General features: G+C 68.8%; 13 protein-coding genes. 4 read left to right on the top strand and 9 right to left on the bottom strand.

The features are described 5' to 3' along the window. The first annotated feature begins 299 nt into the window (after positions 1-299). Positions 300-2,195: a Na+/H+ antiporter NhaA gene (gene nhaA, locus ACZ7OY_RS43755; RefSeq protein ID WP_472251070.1), complete on the top strand. Its 1,896-nt coding sequence runs from the start codon at positions 300-302 to the stop codon at positions 2,193-2,195. Positions 2,196-2,319: 124 nt separating this feature from the next. Here nhaA and ACZ7OY_RS43750 read toward each other — a convergent pair whose 3' ends face one another. The 4 genes from ACZ7OY_RS43750 to ACZ7OY_RS43735 form a co-directional block, all read right to left on the bottom strand. Then, positions 2,320-2,676, bottom strand: coding sequence for a hypothetical protein (locus ACZ7OY_RS43750; RefSeq protein WP_472251069.1), 357 nt, complete (start codon positions 2,674-2,676; stop codon positions 2,320-2,322). 236 nt (positions 2,677-2,912) lie between these two features. Then, positions 2,913-3,362, bottom strand: coding sequence for a HEAT repeat domain-containing protein (locus tag ACZ7OY_RS43745; protein ID WP_472251068.1), 450 nt, complete (start codon positions 3,360-3,362; stop codon positions 2,913-2,915). A 374-nt stretch (positions 3,363-3,736) separates the two neighbouring features. Further along, positions 3,737-4,837 carry a HEAT repeat domain-containing protein gene (locus ACZ7OY_RS43740; RefSeq protein ID WP_472251067.1) on the bottom strand — a complete coding sequence of 367 codons (1,101 nt, stop codon included), beginning with the start codon at positions 4,835-4,837 and terminating at the stop codon, positions 3,737-3,739. A 469-nt stretch (positions 4,838-5,306) separates the two neighbouring features. Further along, positions 5,307-5,957 (bottom strand): helix-turn-helix domain-containing protein, encoded by a 651-nt coding sequence (locus ACZ7OY_RS43735; protein ID WP_472251066.1) that lies wholly within the window; start codon positions 5,955-5,957, stop codon positions 5,307-5,309. Between the two features lie 141 nt (positions 5,958-6,098). Between ACZ7OY_RS43735 and ACZ7OY_RS43730 the strand changes: the two genes are divergently transcribed. Then, complete coding sequence (locus tag ACZ7OY_RS43730; RefSeq protein ID WP_472251065.1) at positions 6,099-7,094, top strand: alpha/beta fold hydrolase; 996 nt, start codon at positions 6,099-6,101, stop codon at positions 7,092-7,094. A gap of 70 nt (positions 7,095-7,164) precedes the next feature. On the opposite strand, the gene ACZ7OY_RS43725 is transcribed toward ACZ7OY_RS43730, so the two are convergent. Next, positions 7,165-8,637, bottom strand: a complete 1,473-nt coding sequence (locus tag ACZ7OY_RS43725) for an ISL3 family transposase (protein ID WP_472251083.1) — start codon at positions 8,635-8,637, stop codon at positions 7,165-7,167. A gap of 178 nt (positions 8,638-8,815) precedes the next feature. On the opposite strand from ACZ7OY_RS43725, the gene ACZ7OY_RS43720 reads away from it, so the two are divergent. Next, the gene (locus tag ACZ7OY_RS43720; RefSeq protein WP_472251064.1) at positions 8,816-9,352 is read left to right on the top strand and encodes a LuxR C-terminal-related transcriptional regulator; all 537 of its coding nucleotides are present in this window, start codon (positions 8,816-8,818) and stop codon (positions 9,350-9,352) included. Positions 9,353-9,397: 45 nt separating this feature from the next. Here ACZ7OY_RS43720 and ACZ7OY_RS43715 read toward each other — a convergent pair whose 3' ends face one another. The 3 genes from ACZ7OY_RS43715 to ACZ7OY_RS43705 all read right to left on the bottom strand — a co-directional run bounded on the left by ACZ7OY_RS43715 (position 9,398) and on the right by ACZ7OY_RS43705 (position 13,060). Further along, complete coding sequence (locus ACZ7OY_RS43715; RefSeq protein ID WP_472251063.1) at positions 9,398-9,994, bottom strand: TetR/AcrR family transcriptional regulator; 597 nt, start codon at positions 9,992-9,994, stop codon at positions 9,398-9,400. A gap of 59 nt (positions 9,995-10,053) precedes the next feature. Next, a complete protein-coding gene (locus ACZ7OY_RS43710; RefSeq protein WP_472251062.1) occupies positions 10,054-11,268 on the bottom strand; it encodes an MFS transporter in 1,215 nt (404 codons plus the stop codon). Between the two features lie 775 nt (positions 11,269-12,043). Further along, complete coding sequence (locus ACZ7OY_RS43705; protein ID WP_472251061.1) at positions 12,044-13,060, bottom strand: alcohol dehydrogenase catalytic domain-containing protein; 1,017 nt, start codon at positions 13,058-13,060, stop codon at positions 12,044-12,046. Between the two features lie 655 nt (positions 13,061-13,715). On the opposite strand from ACZ7OY_RS43705, the gene ACZ7OY_RS43700 reads away from it, so the two are divergent. After that, the gene (locus ACZ7OY_RS43700) at positions 13,716-14,294 is read left to right on the top strand and encodes a TetR/AcrR family transcriptional regulator (protein WP_472251060.1); all 579 of its coding nucleotides are present in this window, start codon (positions 13,716-13,718) and stop codon (positions 14,292-14,294) included. 1,270 nt (positions 14,295-15,564) lie between these two features. Here ACZ7OY_RS43700 and ACZ7OY_RS43695 read toward each other — a convergent pair. Next, entirely contained in the window at positions 15,565-16,125 is a 561-nt protein-coding gene (locus ACZ7OY_RS43695) for a GNAT family N-acetyltransferase (RefSeq protein ID WP_472251059.1), read from the bottom strand. Positions 16,126-16,359 lie beyond the last annotated feature (234 nt).

Here is a 16,359-nt window from a genome sequence, read left to right as displayed (position 1 = left end):
GGCCTGGTCGGCTGAGTCGAGGGAAAAGGCCGAGGCCCCGGTCGATGCCGTCGGGCTCTCACCCGCCGGTTCATACCTCTCGGCAACGCGTGGATCGGTCGAGCTCAGACGGAAGCTCCAAGTGGCACCGCGTAAACGACTGGGTGCATGGAGCAACGGGATGAGGTGGGGGGCGGGCGATTGGTCCGCCGCGCCCGTGGCTTGCTGTCTGCCGGTTTGCTAAGCGGGCACGACGCTGCCGACTGACAGATTCTGGAAGGACCCGCGCACCACGCGTCTGACATTGGTGAGCACAAGACATGACTTCCAAGATCCCTGGCAAACGTTCGCGGCGAGCCGTACAGACTGTCTGCTCGGATGCCATGCGGACTCCTCTGCGGGACTTCCTGCGCACCGAGACGGGCAGCGCTGTCGTTCTGGTGGCTGCAGCGCTCGCCGCGTTGGTGTGGGCCGGCGCGGCCCCGGCGGTGTACGAACACACCTGGGCCACGGTGCTGTCCGTCCGCGTCGGCTCTGCCGGTGTCGAGCTGGAACTGCGCGAGTGGATCAACAGCGGCCTTATGGCGCTGTTCTTCTTCGTAGTTGGTCTGGAGGCACGCCGGGAGTTCGACATGGGTGAGCTGCGCCAGCGCCACCGCCTGACACTCCCCCTCGTCGCAGGAATCATGGGCATGCTCATTCCCGTCGCGATCTTCGTGGCCTTCGCCGCCGGGCACGATGCCGGACACGGGTGGGGTACGGCCATGTCCACCGACACCGCCTTCGTCCTGGGGACCCTGGCGCTCCTGGGTGATCGGCTCCCAGGCACTCTGCGTGCCTTCTTGCTGACGGTGTCCGTCGTCGATGACTTCGTCGCTCTCGGTGTCATCGCCCTCGTCTACAGCGGTCACCTCTCCTGGCCGGCGCTGCTGGTCGCAATAGCCACGTTTGCGGTGGTGCTGCTCCTGCGCAGGGCTGGGGTTCGTCACGGGGCGCCCTACGCCGTCCTTGCCGCCGTCGTATGGGTGGCCCTGCTCGAATCCGGCATCGACCCGGTCGTCACGGGTCTGATGTTCGGCCTGATCACCTACGCGTATCCGGCGTCACGCAGCGATCTGGAACGCACCACGGGGCTGTTTCGGCTCTTCCGGGAGCAGCCCACCCCCGAACTGGAGCGTTCCCTGCGCCAGGGGCTGGCGACGGCGATATCTCCCAACGAGCGTCTTGAACGGCTCTACCATCCGTGGTCGAGCTACGTCATTGTTCCCCTGTTCGCTCTTGCCAACGCCGGTATCCACGTGCCCTTGAGCGGTCTCGTCGACAGCCTTGCCTCTCCGATCGCGCTGGGCATCGTCGTCGCCTATGTCGTCGGCAAACCGCTGGGCATCACCATCGCCGAGCTGCTGACCACCCGGCTGAGCCGGGGGCACCTGCGCCCCCAAGTGGGCTGGGGCGCCGTCCTTGCAGGTGGAAGCGCGGCCGGTGTCGGGTTCACGGTGTCACTCTTGATCGCGGCCCTCGCCTTCAGCGGCGAACAACTCACCCAGGCCAAGATCGGTATTCTCGCGACAGTACCCGTCTCCCTGGCTCTCACCTGGATGATCACCACCCTGGTCCACGCCCTGCCCCAGGGCACACGCACCCGTGCCCTGCTGGGTACGGGCCAAGGCGTCACCGACCTCGCCGTACCAGTGGACTGGGAGCGTGACCACGTGCGAGGCCCCCGCAATGCCTTGGTTTCCGTAGTCGAATACGGCGATTTCGAATGCCCCTACTGCGGCCAGACCGAGACGGTACTGCGCCAGCTTCTCGCCGGCGCCGGAGATGTCAGCTACGTCTGGCGGCACCTTCCACTGAACGACGTACACCCCCACGCCCAACTCGCGGCCGAGGCCACCGAGGTGGCGGCACGCCAAGACGCCTTCTGGGAAATGCACGACGTCCTCCTGGCCCACCAGGGAGATCTGCGGGTGGAGGATCTCCTGCGCTACGCCGGTCAGCTGGCCTTGGACGTGCACCGCTTCGAAAACGACCTGCGCGCCCACCGGGGTGCCGCGCAGGTGGCCGAGGACGTTGAGTCCGCCGATCTCAGCGGGGTCGCGGGTACTCCGACGTTCTTCGTCAATGGCCGCGTGCACCGCGGGCCGTATGACCTTGCCAGTCTGACCGACGCGGTCTACAAAGCCCGAGACCGCGCCACCCTGGCAGCCCCTTGACTCAAGTCGGTCATGGAGCCTGCCGAGGCATCGACAGACCCGGCAAACAGGCCCGGACGGCGACCGAGCCGGTGGCGGCTGCCCGCTACCGCAGACGCCACTCGGGTGCTCTTCGCGTAGTCCCCTACCGGCCGGCTGTCCGTTCGTCGATTTCGACCCGGCCGATTTTGATGGCGCGGACCTCGGTCCAGGTGTGGTCGAGATGCTGGCGGTGACGGCTGCTGCGTTCTGTGGGGTGGTCGGCCTTCATCCGTGCCTGACGCAGGGCTTCTTGGGGGTCGGCGCAGGTGTCGATGAGGTAGTAGTGCCAGGTCAGCACCCCGGAAGGGGAGCGGTAGTAGAGTCCGGCCAGCCAGCAGGCCTGCGGGTACTGCGGCCGGGACGAGCTGCTGCGGGCCGGCGGCCACCTGCTGTCGGCGGGAGGACGGCTGGGCGGGGCTGCAGCTGCCGCGTGGTCTGGGGGCGTGCACGGTGTGTGCATGGCGGTACGTGATCCCTTGCGCGGACCCTGCTGCTACATCAGTCCGGCGTCATGTCCGGCAAGCACGGCGCGGGAGGTGCGGGGTGCGGCGCTCGCGAGGAGCGGTTCTGGGGCTGGCTGCGCTCTTGTCGTCTGTATCCCGGCGCGGGCGCTGCGGGAAGTGCCGGGTGGCCGGTCGCCGTGTCGAGCGTGCCGGGCAGGCGCCGTCACAACGGGGCGCCTGCCGAGAGGAATAGTCAAGAGTTGTGGGTGAGGCCCTTCGACTCGACGGCGGTGATCTCGGCTGCTGCGAGCCGAGCCTCCTCGCGCACCTCTGAGTCGGGGTGATGGAGGAAGGACTCGATTAGCGGCCGGGCCTGCGGGTCGTGGGTGGCCCCGAAGATGTAGAGCGTGTGGACGAGGAGTTCGCGTTCCATCGTCGGCATGGCTGTCGTCAGCGGTGTGACGAGGGCCAGAGGCAGGCTGTAGTGGTCGAATACCTCGCTGATCGAGTTCAGGGCGGACTCGCGTACCTGGGTCACCGGTTCGTTGACGGCCACGCTGACCAGACGTCCGACGGCCAGACGAACGGAGTCAGCGTCGAGTGCGGTGCCGCGAAGGAGGTCCCCGAGAACGTCGGCGGCGACATCCCGATGGTCCGGATCGCGGTCGGTCAGCGTTTCAAGGGCCTCGAACATGTCGTTCATGCTGCCACTCCAGACCGCTTGTTCGCCTCGCGCAGCAGAGGCAGCATCAGATCCTCGTCACGGCTGGCTGGCTGGCTGGCGCAGCTGCAGCGAGGTCTGGGAGGCACTGGGGTGTCAGCGGCAGCATTTTTCACCCCAAGACTCCATGGGAGTGCCTCTCTGCCGGCCATTTCTTGGGCGGCGCGGTGGCCAGTGGACCGGGCACTGGCTTCGACCATCACGGCTCTCGGCCGTAGCCCCGTTGAGAATCCGCAAACCGGCACCGACTCCTGCCGGCTGGCCGGCACCCGCGCTCGAGGCGAATCGCCAGCCGAGGCCGGCTGTCCACTGAAGGCTCCGACGTGATGGTGCTCCGCCCTCCTGGCGGAGGACCATCAAGCGCTGTTCCAGGGAACATCCGGAGTGAGCATTTCGTGGATACAGCGGCGCAGTCCGCTGCTGTGGTCGACCGGGGGGAGCCATGGCACCTGTTGGAACAGCTCGCCGAGTTGGTCGGTGTCGGGGTCGGTGAGGAGGGTGCGGAGCTCGTCGGGGACGGGGTCGGTGACCAGGCACAGCCAGGCGAGGGCGGCGCCGACGCGGGTCTCGGGCGGTTGGGCGGCGTCCGAGCACAGGTCCCGGGCCCATGCCGGAGCGTGTTTGTCCTGGTGTTCGCGGGCGAGCTGAGCGATCGCCAGGATCAAGCTCGCCCGCACTGCCGGATCGTCCTCCACCGCCAGCCTGTGGTGCAGCGCCGAGGAGATGTGTGGGATCTCGCCGGTTGCCACCGCCAGAACGAAGGCGGCTGCGGAGCGGACATCGGCATCGGGGTCGGAGAGAAGCGGGAACAGCAGGTGCAGGTCGGCCGTGATGGCGTCGCGAGCGGCCTGAATCGTCCAGTCCACCGGGCACCTCGTGGTGCCCTCCACCAGCTCTGGATCCTCGGCGACTTGGAGAAGGCCTTCGCGTCTGCCATCCCCGAAGTGCTGGCACCGTGCGATCTCGGCGACCAGTTGGAGCGTGTCCGCGCGATGCCCGGAGGACCCGGTGGCCGCGATCCGGAGCAGGAACGGCACCGCCAGTGCTCCCACCGCGATCGTGCTGCCCTGGTGGTGAAGGTGATCCCACAGCTGCCGGAGAGCCCGGTCGGCCGCTTCGACGTCTTCGGAGGCAAGCGTCGCCAGGCGGACGGGAATCTCTCCGCCCGGTCCGTAGAAGTGCGGGAACCGCTGCCAAGGGATCTCGTCGTACCTGAACCCGTCCTTGACTTCCCGCGGGATCGCGCCCACGACCGTTCGCATGTCGCAATCCGTGCCGACCCACCGTTCCGGCCACCCGGCCCAGTGGTCATCGTCCATGGCTTGGCCTTCCGGTCCGCCGATAGCATCCGAACCCCGGGAGTCTAACGACCGATGATCAAGAGCGCGGTCGCCTTCTGCCGTACTCAAGTAACACCACACATCCGTGACGTCATTTCTCGTGAGCACCTGCAGCACTCAAGATCGCCAACTTCTGCCCGAACCGCTGATCAAACGCTGCTGCTTCACGGGTTCTGGCTCGCTTCCCGGATGCTGTTGGTGATCTTCACCCCACCGAGTGAAGATCACCAACAGCATCCGGAAGTCGTGCCAGAACCACTTCACGTGAACCAAGCCAGGCAATGCCCCGTGCGGGGGCAGCTTCCTCTACGCGGGCGAACGTCGCAGCGCGGTGCCGGATGTTGCGGGCGCCGACCGCGGCCAGGGCCTCGCGCAGCCACGGGGCGGGGTCGCAGCCGGGCCGCAGCCGTGGAGCTACGGGCGCGAGGTGCTGGGCAGCAGTGTGTTCGTGGCCCTGCTCGGCGCGGCGGATCTTGTGCGCCGCCCGGTCGGTAGTGCGCGAGTTCCAGGAATCTGGGCGGCTCTTGGCCGCGAGCCTGTGTGCAGGTCGTGTTTTCGCTGTCGTGTCGAAAGCGGGTTGCGGATCCTACGGCTGTTCATGGCGGCCGGCCTGGGCGCGATGCGGCCGGCGGTTCCCACGACCAGCGGCTGGAGGGGTGCGCGGTCGTGGGCGTTCGCCCTGCGGTCCGAACATGATCAGGTACTCGACCGGCCCACTGGGGCTGGCGTTCGCCACCCCGTGCGGGGTGCGGGTGTCGAACTCGGCGACATCCCCGGGAGTCAGGATGAGGTCTTGGTCGCCGAGGGCGAGCCACAGCCGCCCGTACAGGACGCACAGCCACTCGTGGCCGTCGTGGGAGACCTGTCGGGGCCGCGCGGGCGGGTCCTCGAGGGAGGCCAGGACGTGCTTGTGGGCGTGCAGGCCGCCGACGTACCGGGTCAACGGCAGCACCGCCTTGCCGTCGCCGAAGCTCAACGGCGCCGTAGCGCGCGGCTCGGCCGCGGGGGCGGGTGCGGTGCCGGCCAGCTCGTCCAGGGAGACGCCGTACTCCTTCGACAGGTGCAGCAGCACCTCCAGGGTGGGCTGGCGCCGGCCGGTCTCGATCCGGGACAGCGTGCTGGCCGAGATGCCGGTCGCGCAGCTGACACCGGTGAGCGTCGCGCCGTGGTGCTCGCGCGCGGCCCGCAGCCGGGGCCCCATCGAGGCCAGCGTGCCGTTCACGTCGTCGACTGCCACCGTTCTCGCTCCTTCTTGCCGTGCCGCTCCACCGCTCTGTCCTGCGAGTTTGCCAGAATGGCAAGGCTGATCGCGTCGAGCGGGTGCCGCGCCGCATGATCGATGGGTAGCCGCGTCCGCCCGCGATCCGAGGAGAAGCCCATGCAGCCCGAGCCGACCGCCGAGCTCCGCCACCGCACCGTCGAGGCCCCGGCCGGGCGCCTGCACCTGGTCGAGCAGGGCACCGGCCCGCTGGTCCTGCTCGTGCACGGCTTCCCCGAGTCCTGGTACTCCTGGCGCCGCCAGCTCCCGGCCCTCGCCGCAGCCGGCCACCGGGCAGTGGCGATCGACGTGCGCGGCTACGGCCGCTCCTCCAAGCCGGAGGCGACCGACGCCTACCGGATGCTGGACCTGGTGGAGGACAACGTCGCCGTCGTGCGCGCCCTCGGCGAGGAGAACGCGGTGGTCGTCGGCCACGACTGGGGCTCCAGCATCGCTGCCGCCTGCGCCCTGCTCCACCCCGAGGTCTTCCGCGCCGTCGGCCTGCTGAGCGTCCCCTACACGCCGCCCGGCGGCCCCCGCCCCACCGACATCTTCGGCCAGATCGGCCGCCCCGAGCAGGAGTTCTACGTCTCCTACTTCCAGGAGCCCGGCCGCGCCGAGGCAGAGATCGAGCCCGACGTCCGGGGCTGGCTCGCGGGCTTCTACGCGGCCCTGTCCGCCGACACCATGCCCGCCCAGGGCGAGCCCGACCCGCACTTCGTCACCCGCGGCGGCGGCCGGCTGCGCGACCGCTTCCCCACAGGGGTCCTCCCGGCCTGGCTGAGCGAGGACGAGCTCGACGTCTACGCCGGGGAGTTCGAGCGCACAGGAATCACCGGTGCACTCAACCGCTACCGCAACATGGACCGGGACTGGGAAGACCTCGCCCCGTACCGCGGAGCCCCGATCAAGCAGCCGTCCCTGTTCATCGGCGGCGCCCTGGACGCCTCCACCACCTGGATGTCCGACGCCATCGACGCCTACCCCACCACCCTTCCCGGCCTGTCGGCCTCCCGCCTCTTGGACGGCTGCGGCCACTGGATCCAGCAGGAGCGCCCCGACGAGGTCAACCGCCTGCTGACCGACTGGCTCGCCACCCTCCAGGGCCAGGGCTGAACCAGGTGGGCGTGTAAGCGTTCTGGCTCTTCCAAGAAATTCGTAGGCGTTGATCGCTGTGACAGGGGTGTCAGTTGAGCAGGATGGGTTGGCGGAGGAGACGGTGTCCGGCTCGGCCGTAGAGCTGGCGTTTGATGAGTTCGATCTTTGCGTTGACGCCGTCGGTGCGGCCGTTGCGCCAGGGCAGGGTCACGGCCGCGTCGATGGCGGCGCGGTCGCGTTCCAGGCCGGTGGTAAAGGCGTGCAGGAAGGCCAGATCCGCGGCGCGGGTTCGGGTGATCCAGCGGGTCAGGTCGGCGGCGTTGCCGTCGGTCGGGATCAGCAGCTGGGCTAAGGATCGGATCTGCGCCGCCAGGGTGGTCATCTCCGAGCAGGCTGAGGCCAGTTGGTCGCGGAGTCGGTGCTGGTTCTCGTCGAGTCGGTCAGGATGGCGGGTGAGCAGGCCGATCACCCGGCGTGGGGAAAGCGCGGCATGGTCGGCTTCGACACGGCCCGAGTTGATGTAGCGGACCAGCAAGTTCGCACTGCCCGCATAGCCGCGGTCGCGGATCTCGGCCGGCAGATGCGTGACCGGGACGGACGGGTCCTTCTCGCGGTGCTCGCGCAGATAGTGCCGGTAGGGGGCGGCCAGTCCGGGCCGGTAGGTCGGCGTGCGCACCAGTCCGTCGGGCTCGGTGTGGCGGGCGTAGCGTGTGACGGTGTTCAGGGCCAGGCCGAGCCGGCGGGAGCACTCAAGCGGGCCGACGCCCTGGTCGAGCAGGCAATGGACCTGCTGCCACCGCTCGCGGGTGTCCTGAGCGCGTTTGCCCTCGAGCAGCGGAGGTCCGAACCTGCCCCAGCACGAGCTACGGGCCGTGACCTCCTTGACCACGGCCTCGACGAGCCCGCGCCAGAGGTGCCAGCGGTCCATGACCTGCACGATCTTCGGGTTGGCATCGAGGGCAGCCTGGGCGAAACCTCCCGCGCCGTCGCAGCAGACCACCCGTGCGCCTGGATGCTCGCACAGCCAGGCGGAGACCGTTGCGACCTTCCGGTCCGGCAGCACCTCGATGCGCTGACCCGTCTGTGCGTCGATGATGATCGTGGCGTAGCGGTGGCCGCGCAGCAGCGCGAACTCGTCGATCCCGACCACTCGCGGGGCTTCGCGTTTCGGCGGCGCAATGCGCATCAAGCAGTTCAGCACACTCGCCCGGCTCACCACCTGATGCAAGACCGTCAGAAGGCGGGCGCCGACCGAGGCGGCCAGCACTCTGGCGATCGCCTCGATCACCCGGCGCAGTGCGGGAGTTCGCCGCTGATACCGCTCGGTCAGCCCCGCCACCTGCTCGACGAAGGTCACCTTCGAACAATCCGAGTTCTCGCAGTACAGGCGCCGCCCACACAGGTCGATCACGACCGGTCTGCCGCCGACGGCCTCGTCCGCGATGTGCCGCACGTACCGCGAGTGCACCCACGAAGAAGACTCGCCGCACCCCGGACAAGCACACCGGACCCCGTCCCTGGTCCGGGCCGTGATCCGGATCAGGTCCGCCCTCGCACACACCCGCCCGACCTGCACCTCAGCCAACTGCGGTAACAGCACGGCCAGTTCGACGTCACACACGCCCAGCCTGCACGAACGCAGCGCACCAGCGCCGAGGAACACCCAGACGATCAACGCCTACGAAATTCTTGGAAGAGCCAGACGTTCGGTGTAACTCCCGATCACGGAAGGTACATCGATGACCAGTGAGAACGTGTCCGAGTACGGACCCGTCGAGCCTTCGAAGGCTGTGTCGGCGAGGGCCGTGGACGACCAGTTGAACGACGAGCTGGTGCACCGAGCCCAGGCGGAAGGGCTGCAGCTGCCTGGTGAGGGCGGGCTGTTGCAGCACCTGACCAAGCGACTGCTGGAGTCCGCCCTTGAAGGCGAGATCACGGAGCATCTCGGCTATGACAAGCACGACCCGGTCGGCAAGTACGGCGGCAACTCCCGCAATGGCAAACGCTCCAAGACCTCGCCCCGTGAGCGGGAGGTGCTGCAACTGGTGCTCCGGGGACTGACGAACCGGCAGATCGCTGCTGAGCTGCTGAGGTCTCCGAGCACGGTCGGGGCGCAGTCGAAATCGGCGATGCGCAAGTACGGAGGCAGCTCACGTACGGCGCTGGCCGTGATCGGCAGCCAGCGGACGGCGACTGACGTGCCCGGGGCCGACAGCACCACCTCGGCCACGCCTCCTGTTCCCCAACCGGACGGATGCGGCGCAGGGACCGGGTGACTGCATCGGCCGTCGCGGCGGTCCGGTGCTCCGCGGCCGGAGCTCCTACGAAGTGGCGGCGGACGCCGTGAGCGGCGCGACGTCGAGCAGGGCGGCCGCCGCGGCGCGGGCGGTCGTGGCGGCGGAGGGGTCACGGTCCATCCGCGCGGACTGGCTCGCGCCGTCGTACAGCAGGTGGAGCTGTCGGGCCAGCACCTCGGGGGCGGCGTATCCGGACGCGGCGGCCAGTTCGGTGAACAGGCCCCGCACCCAGGCTCGGTAATTGTCGGCGACCTGCCGGATCGCGCTGTCCTCGGCCGTCTCGGCGGTGGCCCGCACGAACGCACAGCCGTTGTACTCGGGATCGGTGAACGCCTCACCCAGCGCGTCGAAGACGCCGAGCAGCTGCTCGCGCGGGGTACGGAAGCGGGTCAGTGTCCGGGTGATCCGGTCCCGCATCCGTACGTAGCGGAGTTCTAGGTAGGCGCAGACCAGGCCTTCCTTGCTGCCGAAGGTGTTGTACAGGGACGCCTTGGCCACCCCGGCGTGTTCGATGACGCGGTCGATGCCGACGGTCTGTACGCCTTCGCCGTAGAAGAGCTCGTTGGCAGCTTCGAGCAGCCGCTCGCGTGCGGACATCTTGGCCGCAGTCTTGGTCGCCATGGCCATCACCTCTTCAGACAGACCTGTTCATTCTACGCCGGGGAACTGCGTCATACCTCTTAGACCTGCGCCACGGGCGCTGCCTCGCGCAGAGGGTGCTCCGACCGGATCACGGACACCCGTTCCGCGTGGCGGCCGCTGCGCAGGAGTCCGGTCATGGCCGCGAGGGCCAGCACGATGACGGCAATGCCGTACTCCCTGGACGTCTGGATCAGGCCGCCACCGTGCACCACCAGGACGCCGGCGATCACGGCAGGCACACCCAGCCCCACGTAGCACACGACGTACAGAAGGGAAAGGATCCCGGCTCGCTCGTGCGGCTTCACCTGCGGTACGACCAGCCTGATGCCGCCCTGGAACCCGCTGCCGAAGCCGAAGCCGGATATCGCGCCTCCCACGAAGAAACCGATCACGGACGGTGTGCCGCCGGTGCCCGAGCCGATGGACACCAAGGTGATCACCACGCCGACGACCAGTGTGCCGACGCTGGTCAGCATCATGGTCCGCGTGCCGGCGCTGCGCAGCGTCACGACGGCCAGGCCCGCGGAGCCGGCGAGGACGAACAGCGGCAGGCCTCCCCACACCACGGAGGTGGAGTGCACCAAGCCCCGGGCGATGGCCGGGCCCAGCGCCCCGTACAGACCGGTCAGCGCCCACACCGCGAACATCACGGGGGCGGCGATTGCCACCGACGCGCGGGCCGACCTGGGCAGCTTGAACTCGGGGATCATGCTGGCCAGCGCACCGGGCTTGCGGCTCACCGTCTCGTTGAGGGCGAGCACGGCCAGCGCCTGCACGGCGAAGACACCGAGCAGTACGACGTAGACGAGGTGGGTGGGGGCCGGCAGGTACTGCACGATCAGTCCGGAGGCCAAGGCGCCGCTCGCGGTGCCCAGCGTGGGCGCGAAGGAGTTCAGGAAGCCGCCCTTGCGGGCGTCGATGTCGAGCATTCCGGCGCCGAGGGCACCGACCGCCGCGCCGGTGCTCAGCCCCTGCAGGACGCGACCGGTAAGCAGTGCGTCCACATCATCGGCGGTGATGAAGACGGCCATCGCGGCGGCCTGTGCGATGAGTGCGGTCAGAAGCACCGGCCGTCGGCCCACCTGGTCGGAGATCCTCCCGAAGACCAGCAGCGCGACCAGCACGGCCACCGCGTACACGCCGAAGACGACGGTGACGGTGATGGGGGAGAAGCCCCAGTGCTGCTGGTAGATCGCGTAGAGGGGAGTCGGCGCGCTGGAGGACGCCAGCAGCGATATGAGGATCGAGGCCAACAGGCCGATGGAGGCCCCGGGTCCCAGACTGAGGGCTCGTCGACGCGGAGCTGCGTGCGCGGGGGACCGCTTGATCGGGACGACCGGAGAGAGGGGCGTGCTGGATGCGCGACTCATGGATCACTTTCCGAATAGGGCGAAGCGGACATCCCCATATTAGACAGATCTGTCTAATGGATGCTGGGTCGGAGGAGGTGAGCTGGGTCGCATCGGCTCTGTGTGCGTGGACGGTCACGAGGCGGACACGCCGAAGCCGACGCACCAGGGCGTTCCTGGTGCGCCGGCTCGGTCATGACGGCGTCCGTGCGTGCTGAGCAGCCCTCCGCGTCTGCGCGACCTTGCAGCGGCCGGGCCGGGCCACTGCCGCGGCGCTCGGCACCGCGTCGGCCCCGGGCTGTCCGCCTCGGGCGCAGGCCCGGGTCACAACAACGCGCTGCGCAAGCTGCGTACCGCGGCTGGCATGGACGCAGCCGCCTGATCCGGGGAATCCGTCCTCGCGCGCACGGGGGCGCTGTCGCCGCCGTCGAGTGCGGGCAGGCTCCGCGAGCCGGACCGGCGAATCCCGCGACCCGGGATCCGGCCCTCTGCGGACATCCGCGCCGATGATTCAGGCCGAGCACCGCGCACGCGCTCCCTTCGGGGGCCGAGCGGGCGCCGGAGTGTTCGGACGAATGCCTTGCGGGAAACCCGTGCCGGCCGGTGTGAGTGGGAGACGTGCTGCACCCGCCGCGGGGCGGTGCCGGGCGAGGTCGTGACGCCCAGCACCGCCGATGTCTCAGGCCGCCGTGTCGAGCACGACCCGGAAGCGGGCATCGCCCGACAGCATGCGCTCATAAGCCTCCGGGGCCCGGGTGAAGGGCATGACCTCGACGCTGGGGCGAATTCCGTGGGCGAGGCTGAACGCGAGGTTGTCCTCGTTCTCGATGGATGAGCCGGTCAGGCTGCCGACGAGGGAACGCGTGCCGAAGATCAGGTCGGGAGTGGCGATGCTCAGCGGGTCGGGCGCTGCACCGACCACGACGAGCCTGCCGTTCGGGGCGAGGCCGCGGATCAGCGGATTCATCGAGGCGCCGCTGGAGGCCGTGGCGACGATGACGGAGGCGCCGCCCAGAGCGGTGAGCGCGGCTCCCGGATCGGTGCTGCTGCTGTCGATGTACTCGTGGGCGCCCAGCTGTCGCGCGTAGCCCTCCTTCTCCTTGCCCCGCGCCACGGCGGCGACCCGGTAGCCGAGGCTGCGCGCATACTGCAGGGCGAGATGCCCGAGGCCGCCGATGCCCTGCACGGCGACGAGGGCGCCGGCCCTGGTCGACCCCTGCTGGAGGGCGATGAAGCTGGTGAGACCGGCGCAGAGCAGCGGAGCGGCGTCGATCGCCGAGATGCCCTCGGGAACCCGCACCAGGCCGCTCGCCCGGGCGTAGACGACCTCCGCATATCCGCCGTCGATCGTGGTTCCCGTCTGCTCCTGGTTGCCGCAGTTCACGAAGTCACCGCGCCGGCACGGCTCGCACTCCCCGCACTGGCCGTTCAGGAAGCCGACGCCGACACGGTCACCGGGCTGCCAGGCGGTGACGCCCGCCCCGACGGCGTCGACGACGCCGACGACCTCATGGCCCGGAACGACGGGGCGCGAGGGGTCGCTGCGCAGCCCCTCCACGGCCAGGACATCGGTGTGGCAGACACCGCAGGCCTCCACGCGCAGGCGCACCTGGCCCGGTGCGGGCTCGGTCAGCTCGCGCTCGACCAGCTGCAGGTTGTGGACGCCGGTGGCCTCGAAGGCTCGGTAGGTGGACATGACTGCTCCTGAGTGTGCTGCTGCCCAGGGCGGGCAGGGGGCTTGGTGCCGAAGGCGATGGCTCCGGCGCGGCCGGACGCGTCGCGGACTTCAAAATGACCGGTCGTCTTAAAAGACTAACCCATGCCCCGATGGACCCTCGGTCCAGGTCGGATGCTCGGCTGGGGCTGCGGCGGGCTCGGCGGTCAGCTTGCAAGGGGGAGGCGGGCTTCGCAGGGGTCGACGCCCAAGCGCAGAAGGGAGCCGGTGTGCCTCGGCCTGCCGCGGGGACGGCGGCGACGGCGTTGTGCAGTTCCAGCCGGCGGGCGAAGTGGTGCAGCCGGGCGACCGGCATGCGCTGGACGGTGGGCGGGAACGCCGAGGTGAAAGCGCCGGCATGGCGGCTGATGAGGACGCCGGGCGCGGCCCACGACCCGATGTCCCGCGGTCGGCGGCTCCGGATCGGTCACGTTCAGGGCCGCGCTCGGACGGCCTCCGGCGACTGCTGTCAGCAGTGCCGGATGCGCCCCGGCTATAATATGGTCGGTCGTCTTGCCGTCGAGCGACCTGGGCTTCCTCGACCCGTACATGACGACGTCGTACGGCGTTCAGAGCCGCGCGGGCGTGATGGGCGCATCGTGAGGGGCCGGGACATGTTCGACAGAAGGTAGGAGTGATGGGACGGGCGTCCAAGCGGGAGGAGATCGCGCAGGCGGCCTTCGAGCAGTTCCACGCGCAAGGCTTCAACGCGACGGGCATCAGCGACATCGTGAAAGCCGCGGGTGTCCCCAAGGGCTCGTTCTACAACCACTTCTCCAGCAAGGAGGAGAGCGCCCTGGACGCGCTGAGCCGGTACGCGGCTTCCTTGCGTTTCGAGATGCTCACGACGGCGGGCCGTCCGCCGCTGGAAAGGCTACGGGCGCACTTCGAGTTCCTCAGCAGGGACACGGTGGAGAACGGGTTCGTCCGTGGATGCCTGGCGGGCAACTTCGGCGCCGAGGTCGCCGACCACAACGAGCAGATCCGGGCCGCGGTCAGGCAGGGGTTCGACCAGTGGGGGGCACGGATCCGGCAGGTGCTCGACGAGGCCCAGGCAGCGGGTGATCTGAGCGGCGATCTCGACACGGAGGCCACTGCGCTGTTCATTCTCAGTGCTTGGGAGGGGACGTTGATCGCGGCACGGGCCGACAAGTCGGCGGCGGCCGTGGACGCGTTCTTCCGTACCGTCTTCGACGTGGTCCTGCGCCGGGGCTGACGGCTCCGCCCGGCGGCCGCCCTTCGGCCCGGCTCCGGCCCCCCCCGGCCGTGACAGCGTTCTGCCGTGTCGGTGTCACGGTTTGAGGAATGAACGGTCGGCCGACGGAACAACCGTCGAACTCCGTCTACCTGCGCACGTTGCCCAGCATGACCGTGCCGCTCTTTGGGGACCAGACGATCCACAGCGGTGCCGGGCACAGGGCGGATCTCCGACCGGGGGAGCACGGCGCAGACCGGCCGGCAGTACGTGGTCGCGGACCGGCAGTGTGCCTGGACGGCGATCTGGTTCAGCGGTTCGAAGGTGTGGTTCTTACGACCCGCACGGCGCCGACACCACGCGCTCCCACGGCGCGACCGTCGTCTCGCCGGGCGCGACGTCCGGCATCGAGTCGGTCGCCGTGCACGGCTTCAGGTACCTCGACGCTGCCGAGTATGCGGCGCCAGGGCTGTCGCCCTCCACCTGGGCGCCGCTGAGCATGTTCCCCAGCGGTTGGGCATAGGTGGCGCCGGCGGACGTTGAACGCCTCGACGTGCCCTTCCATGTAGGACTCCTGGGCCTGCGAGGCTTTAGACGCGGTGGACGGCCCTGCCGGAGTACGACAGTCGCAGCGTGAACAGGTGACACTTGACGACCTGGCCCGCCAGGCGGACCCAGACGTCGGCGAAGTCGACCTCGGCTTCCTCACCCAGGGCAGGTGGACCTGCGGGACCATGCCTGTCAGGTGCGGACGGCCCTCCAGTACCTCGGCCTCGATCTGAGGGCGCCTGGCCAGCACGTAGTCACAGACCGTGGAGTACGACGCCAGGTCGAAGTCGTAGTCCCGGGCAAGACGCTGATGGATCCGGCGGGCCGTGTGCTTCTGCTTGCGCGGCGCACTCGCGTCTTCCCGCAGCATCGCGTCGATCCACGGCTTGGCGGGGTCCAGGACAGTGACCCGCGGTGCCGGCTTCTTCCGCGGCGGCGGAACAGCAGACAAGAGAGCCTGCCTCACCGTCCGGCGATGCACCGTACTTCTCCGCCAGAACCCGCTGCGACAGCTCCGGATCAAGATGCTTGTCCCTCCGGATCGCAGCAAACAGCTCCGTCCGCGACAAACCCATCCCGGCCTCCCGACACGACCGTGATCAAGCAACACGGCCTCCGACATGACCGTGATCGACGCACAATCCCTGCCGTCGCCGGGCGGACGGAGCAGCGCATTCACTCCAAAGGGGGCAGGTCGTCGGTAGGCTGCCGCAGCCTCACTCTGCTCCGGGAGGCTCAGTGTTCACTCAAGTTCGCTCATTGAGTGCAGGTCCGCAAACTCGTCGGCGAGTATGCCCATGACGACGAGATCATGGTGTCGGCTGGCAAAGAACACGTGATCGCGCAGGCGCCCTTCCTCGGCGAAGCCGAGACGGCGATGCAGTGCCAGCGATGCCTCGTTGTGCGCGAAGATCCGTGCCTCGCACTTGTGGTATCGCCGCTCGGCGAACATGAATCGCAGCAGCATCACCACGGCTTCTGCCGCGTAGCCCTTGCGCCGGTGCCCAGCACCCATCGTGATGCCGTACTCGAATCGCCCCGCCCGCGGATCTGCGTAGTGGGAGCCGACAGCCCCGACGATCTGCCCCGTGTCCACGGCTTCGACGGCCAACGTGAAGCAGTCACCATCGGACTTCGCGACGGCCTGTTCCTTCGCCCAGGCGCGGAACCCCTCAGCAGACCGAGGCGGATGCAGCAGGTCGCCTGACCGCTCCTCATCGGCGGCGAAGCCCACGAACGCCGTCCAGTCCTCGGGCTCGATACCGCGCAGGCGGACCCGTTTACCAGTCCAGAACGAAGTCATCCCCTATTCGATCACGCCGCACGAGGCGATGCCCAGGCCCTCCTGCCCCTGGCCTGAACTGCCTTGTCATACCGGTGGAGCCAGATCAACTTCGTACGTCATGGAGCCACGAAACGCTGGTGCACTGGAGCCCAAAGAAGGGTCTGGCCCAAGTTGTGTGGAGTGGCTACTCGTTGTAGTTGTTGATCTTCGCTGCTGCGGCTTGGAGGTCGCCCGGATTTCGCTCCTCATATG

It is taken from the genome of Streptomyces sp. NPDC107559 (assembly GCF_055657365.1).
The sequence above is the reverse complement of the archived record's forward strand: the minus strand, read 5'-3'. Positions and strand labels throughout refer to the sequence as shown.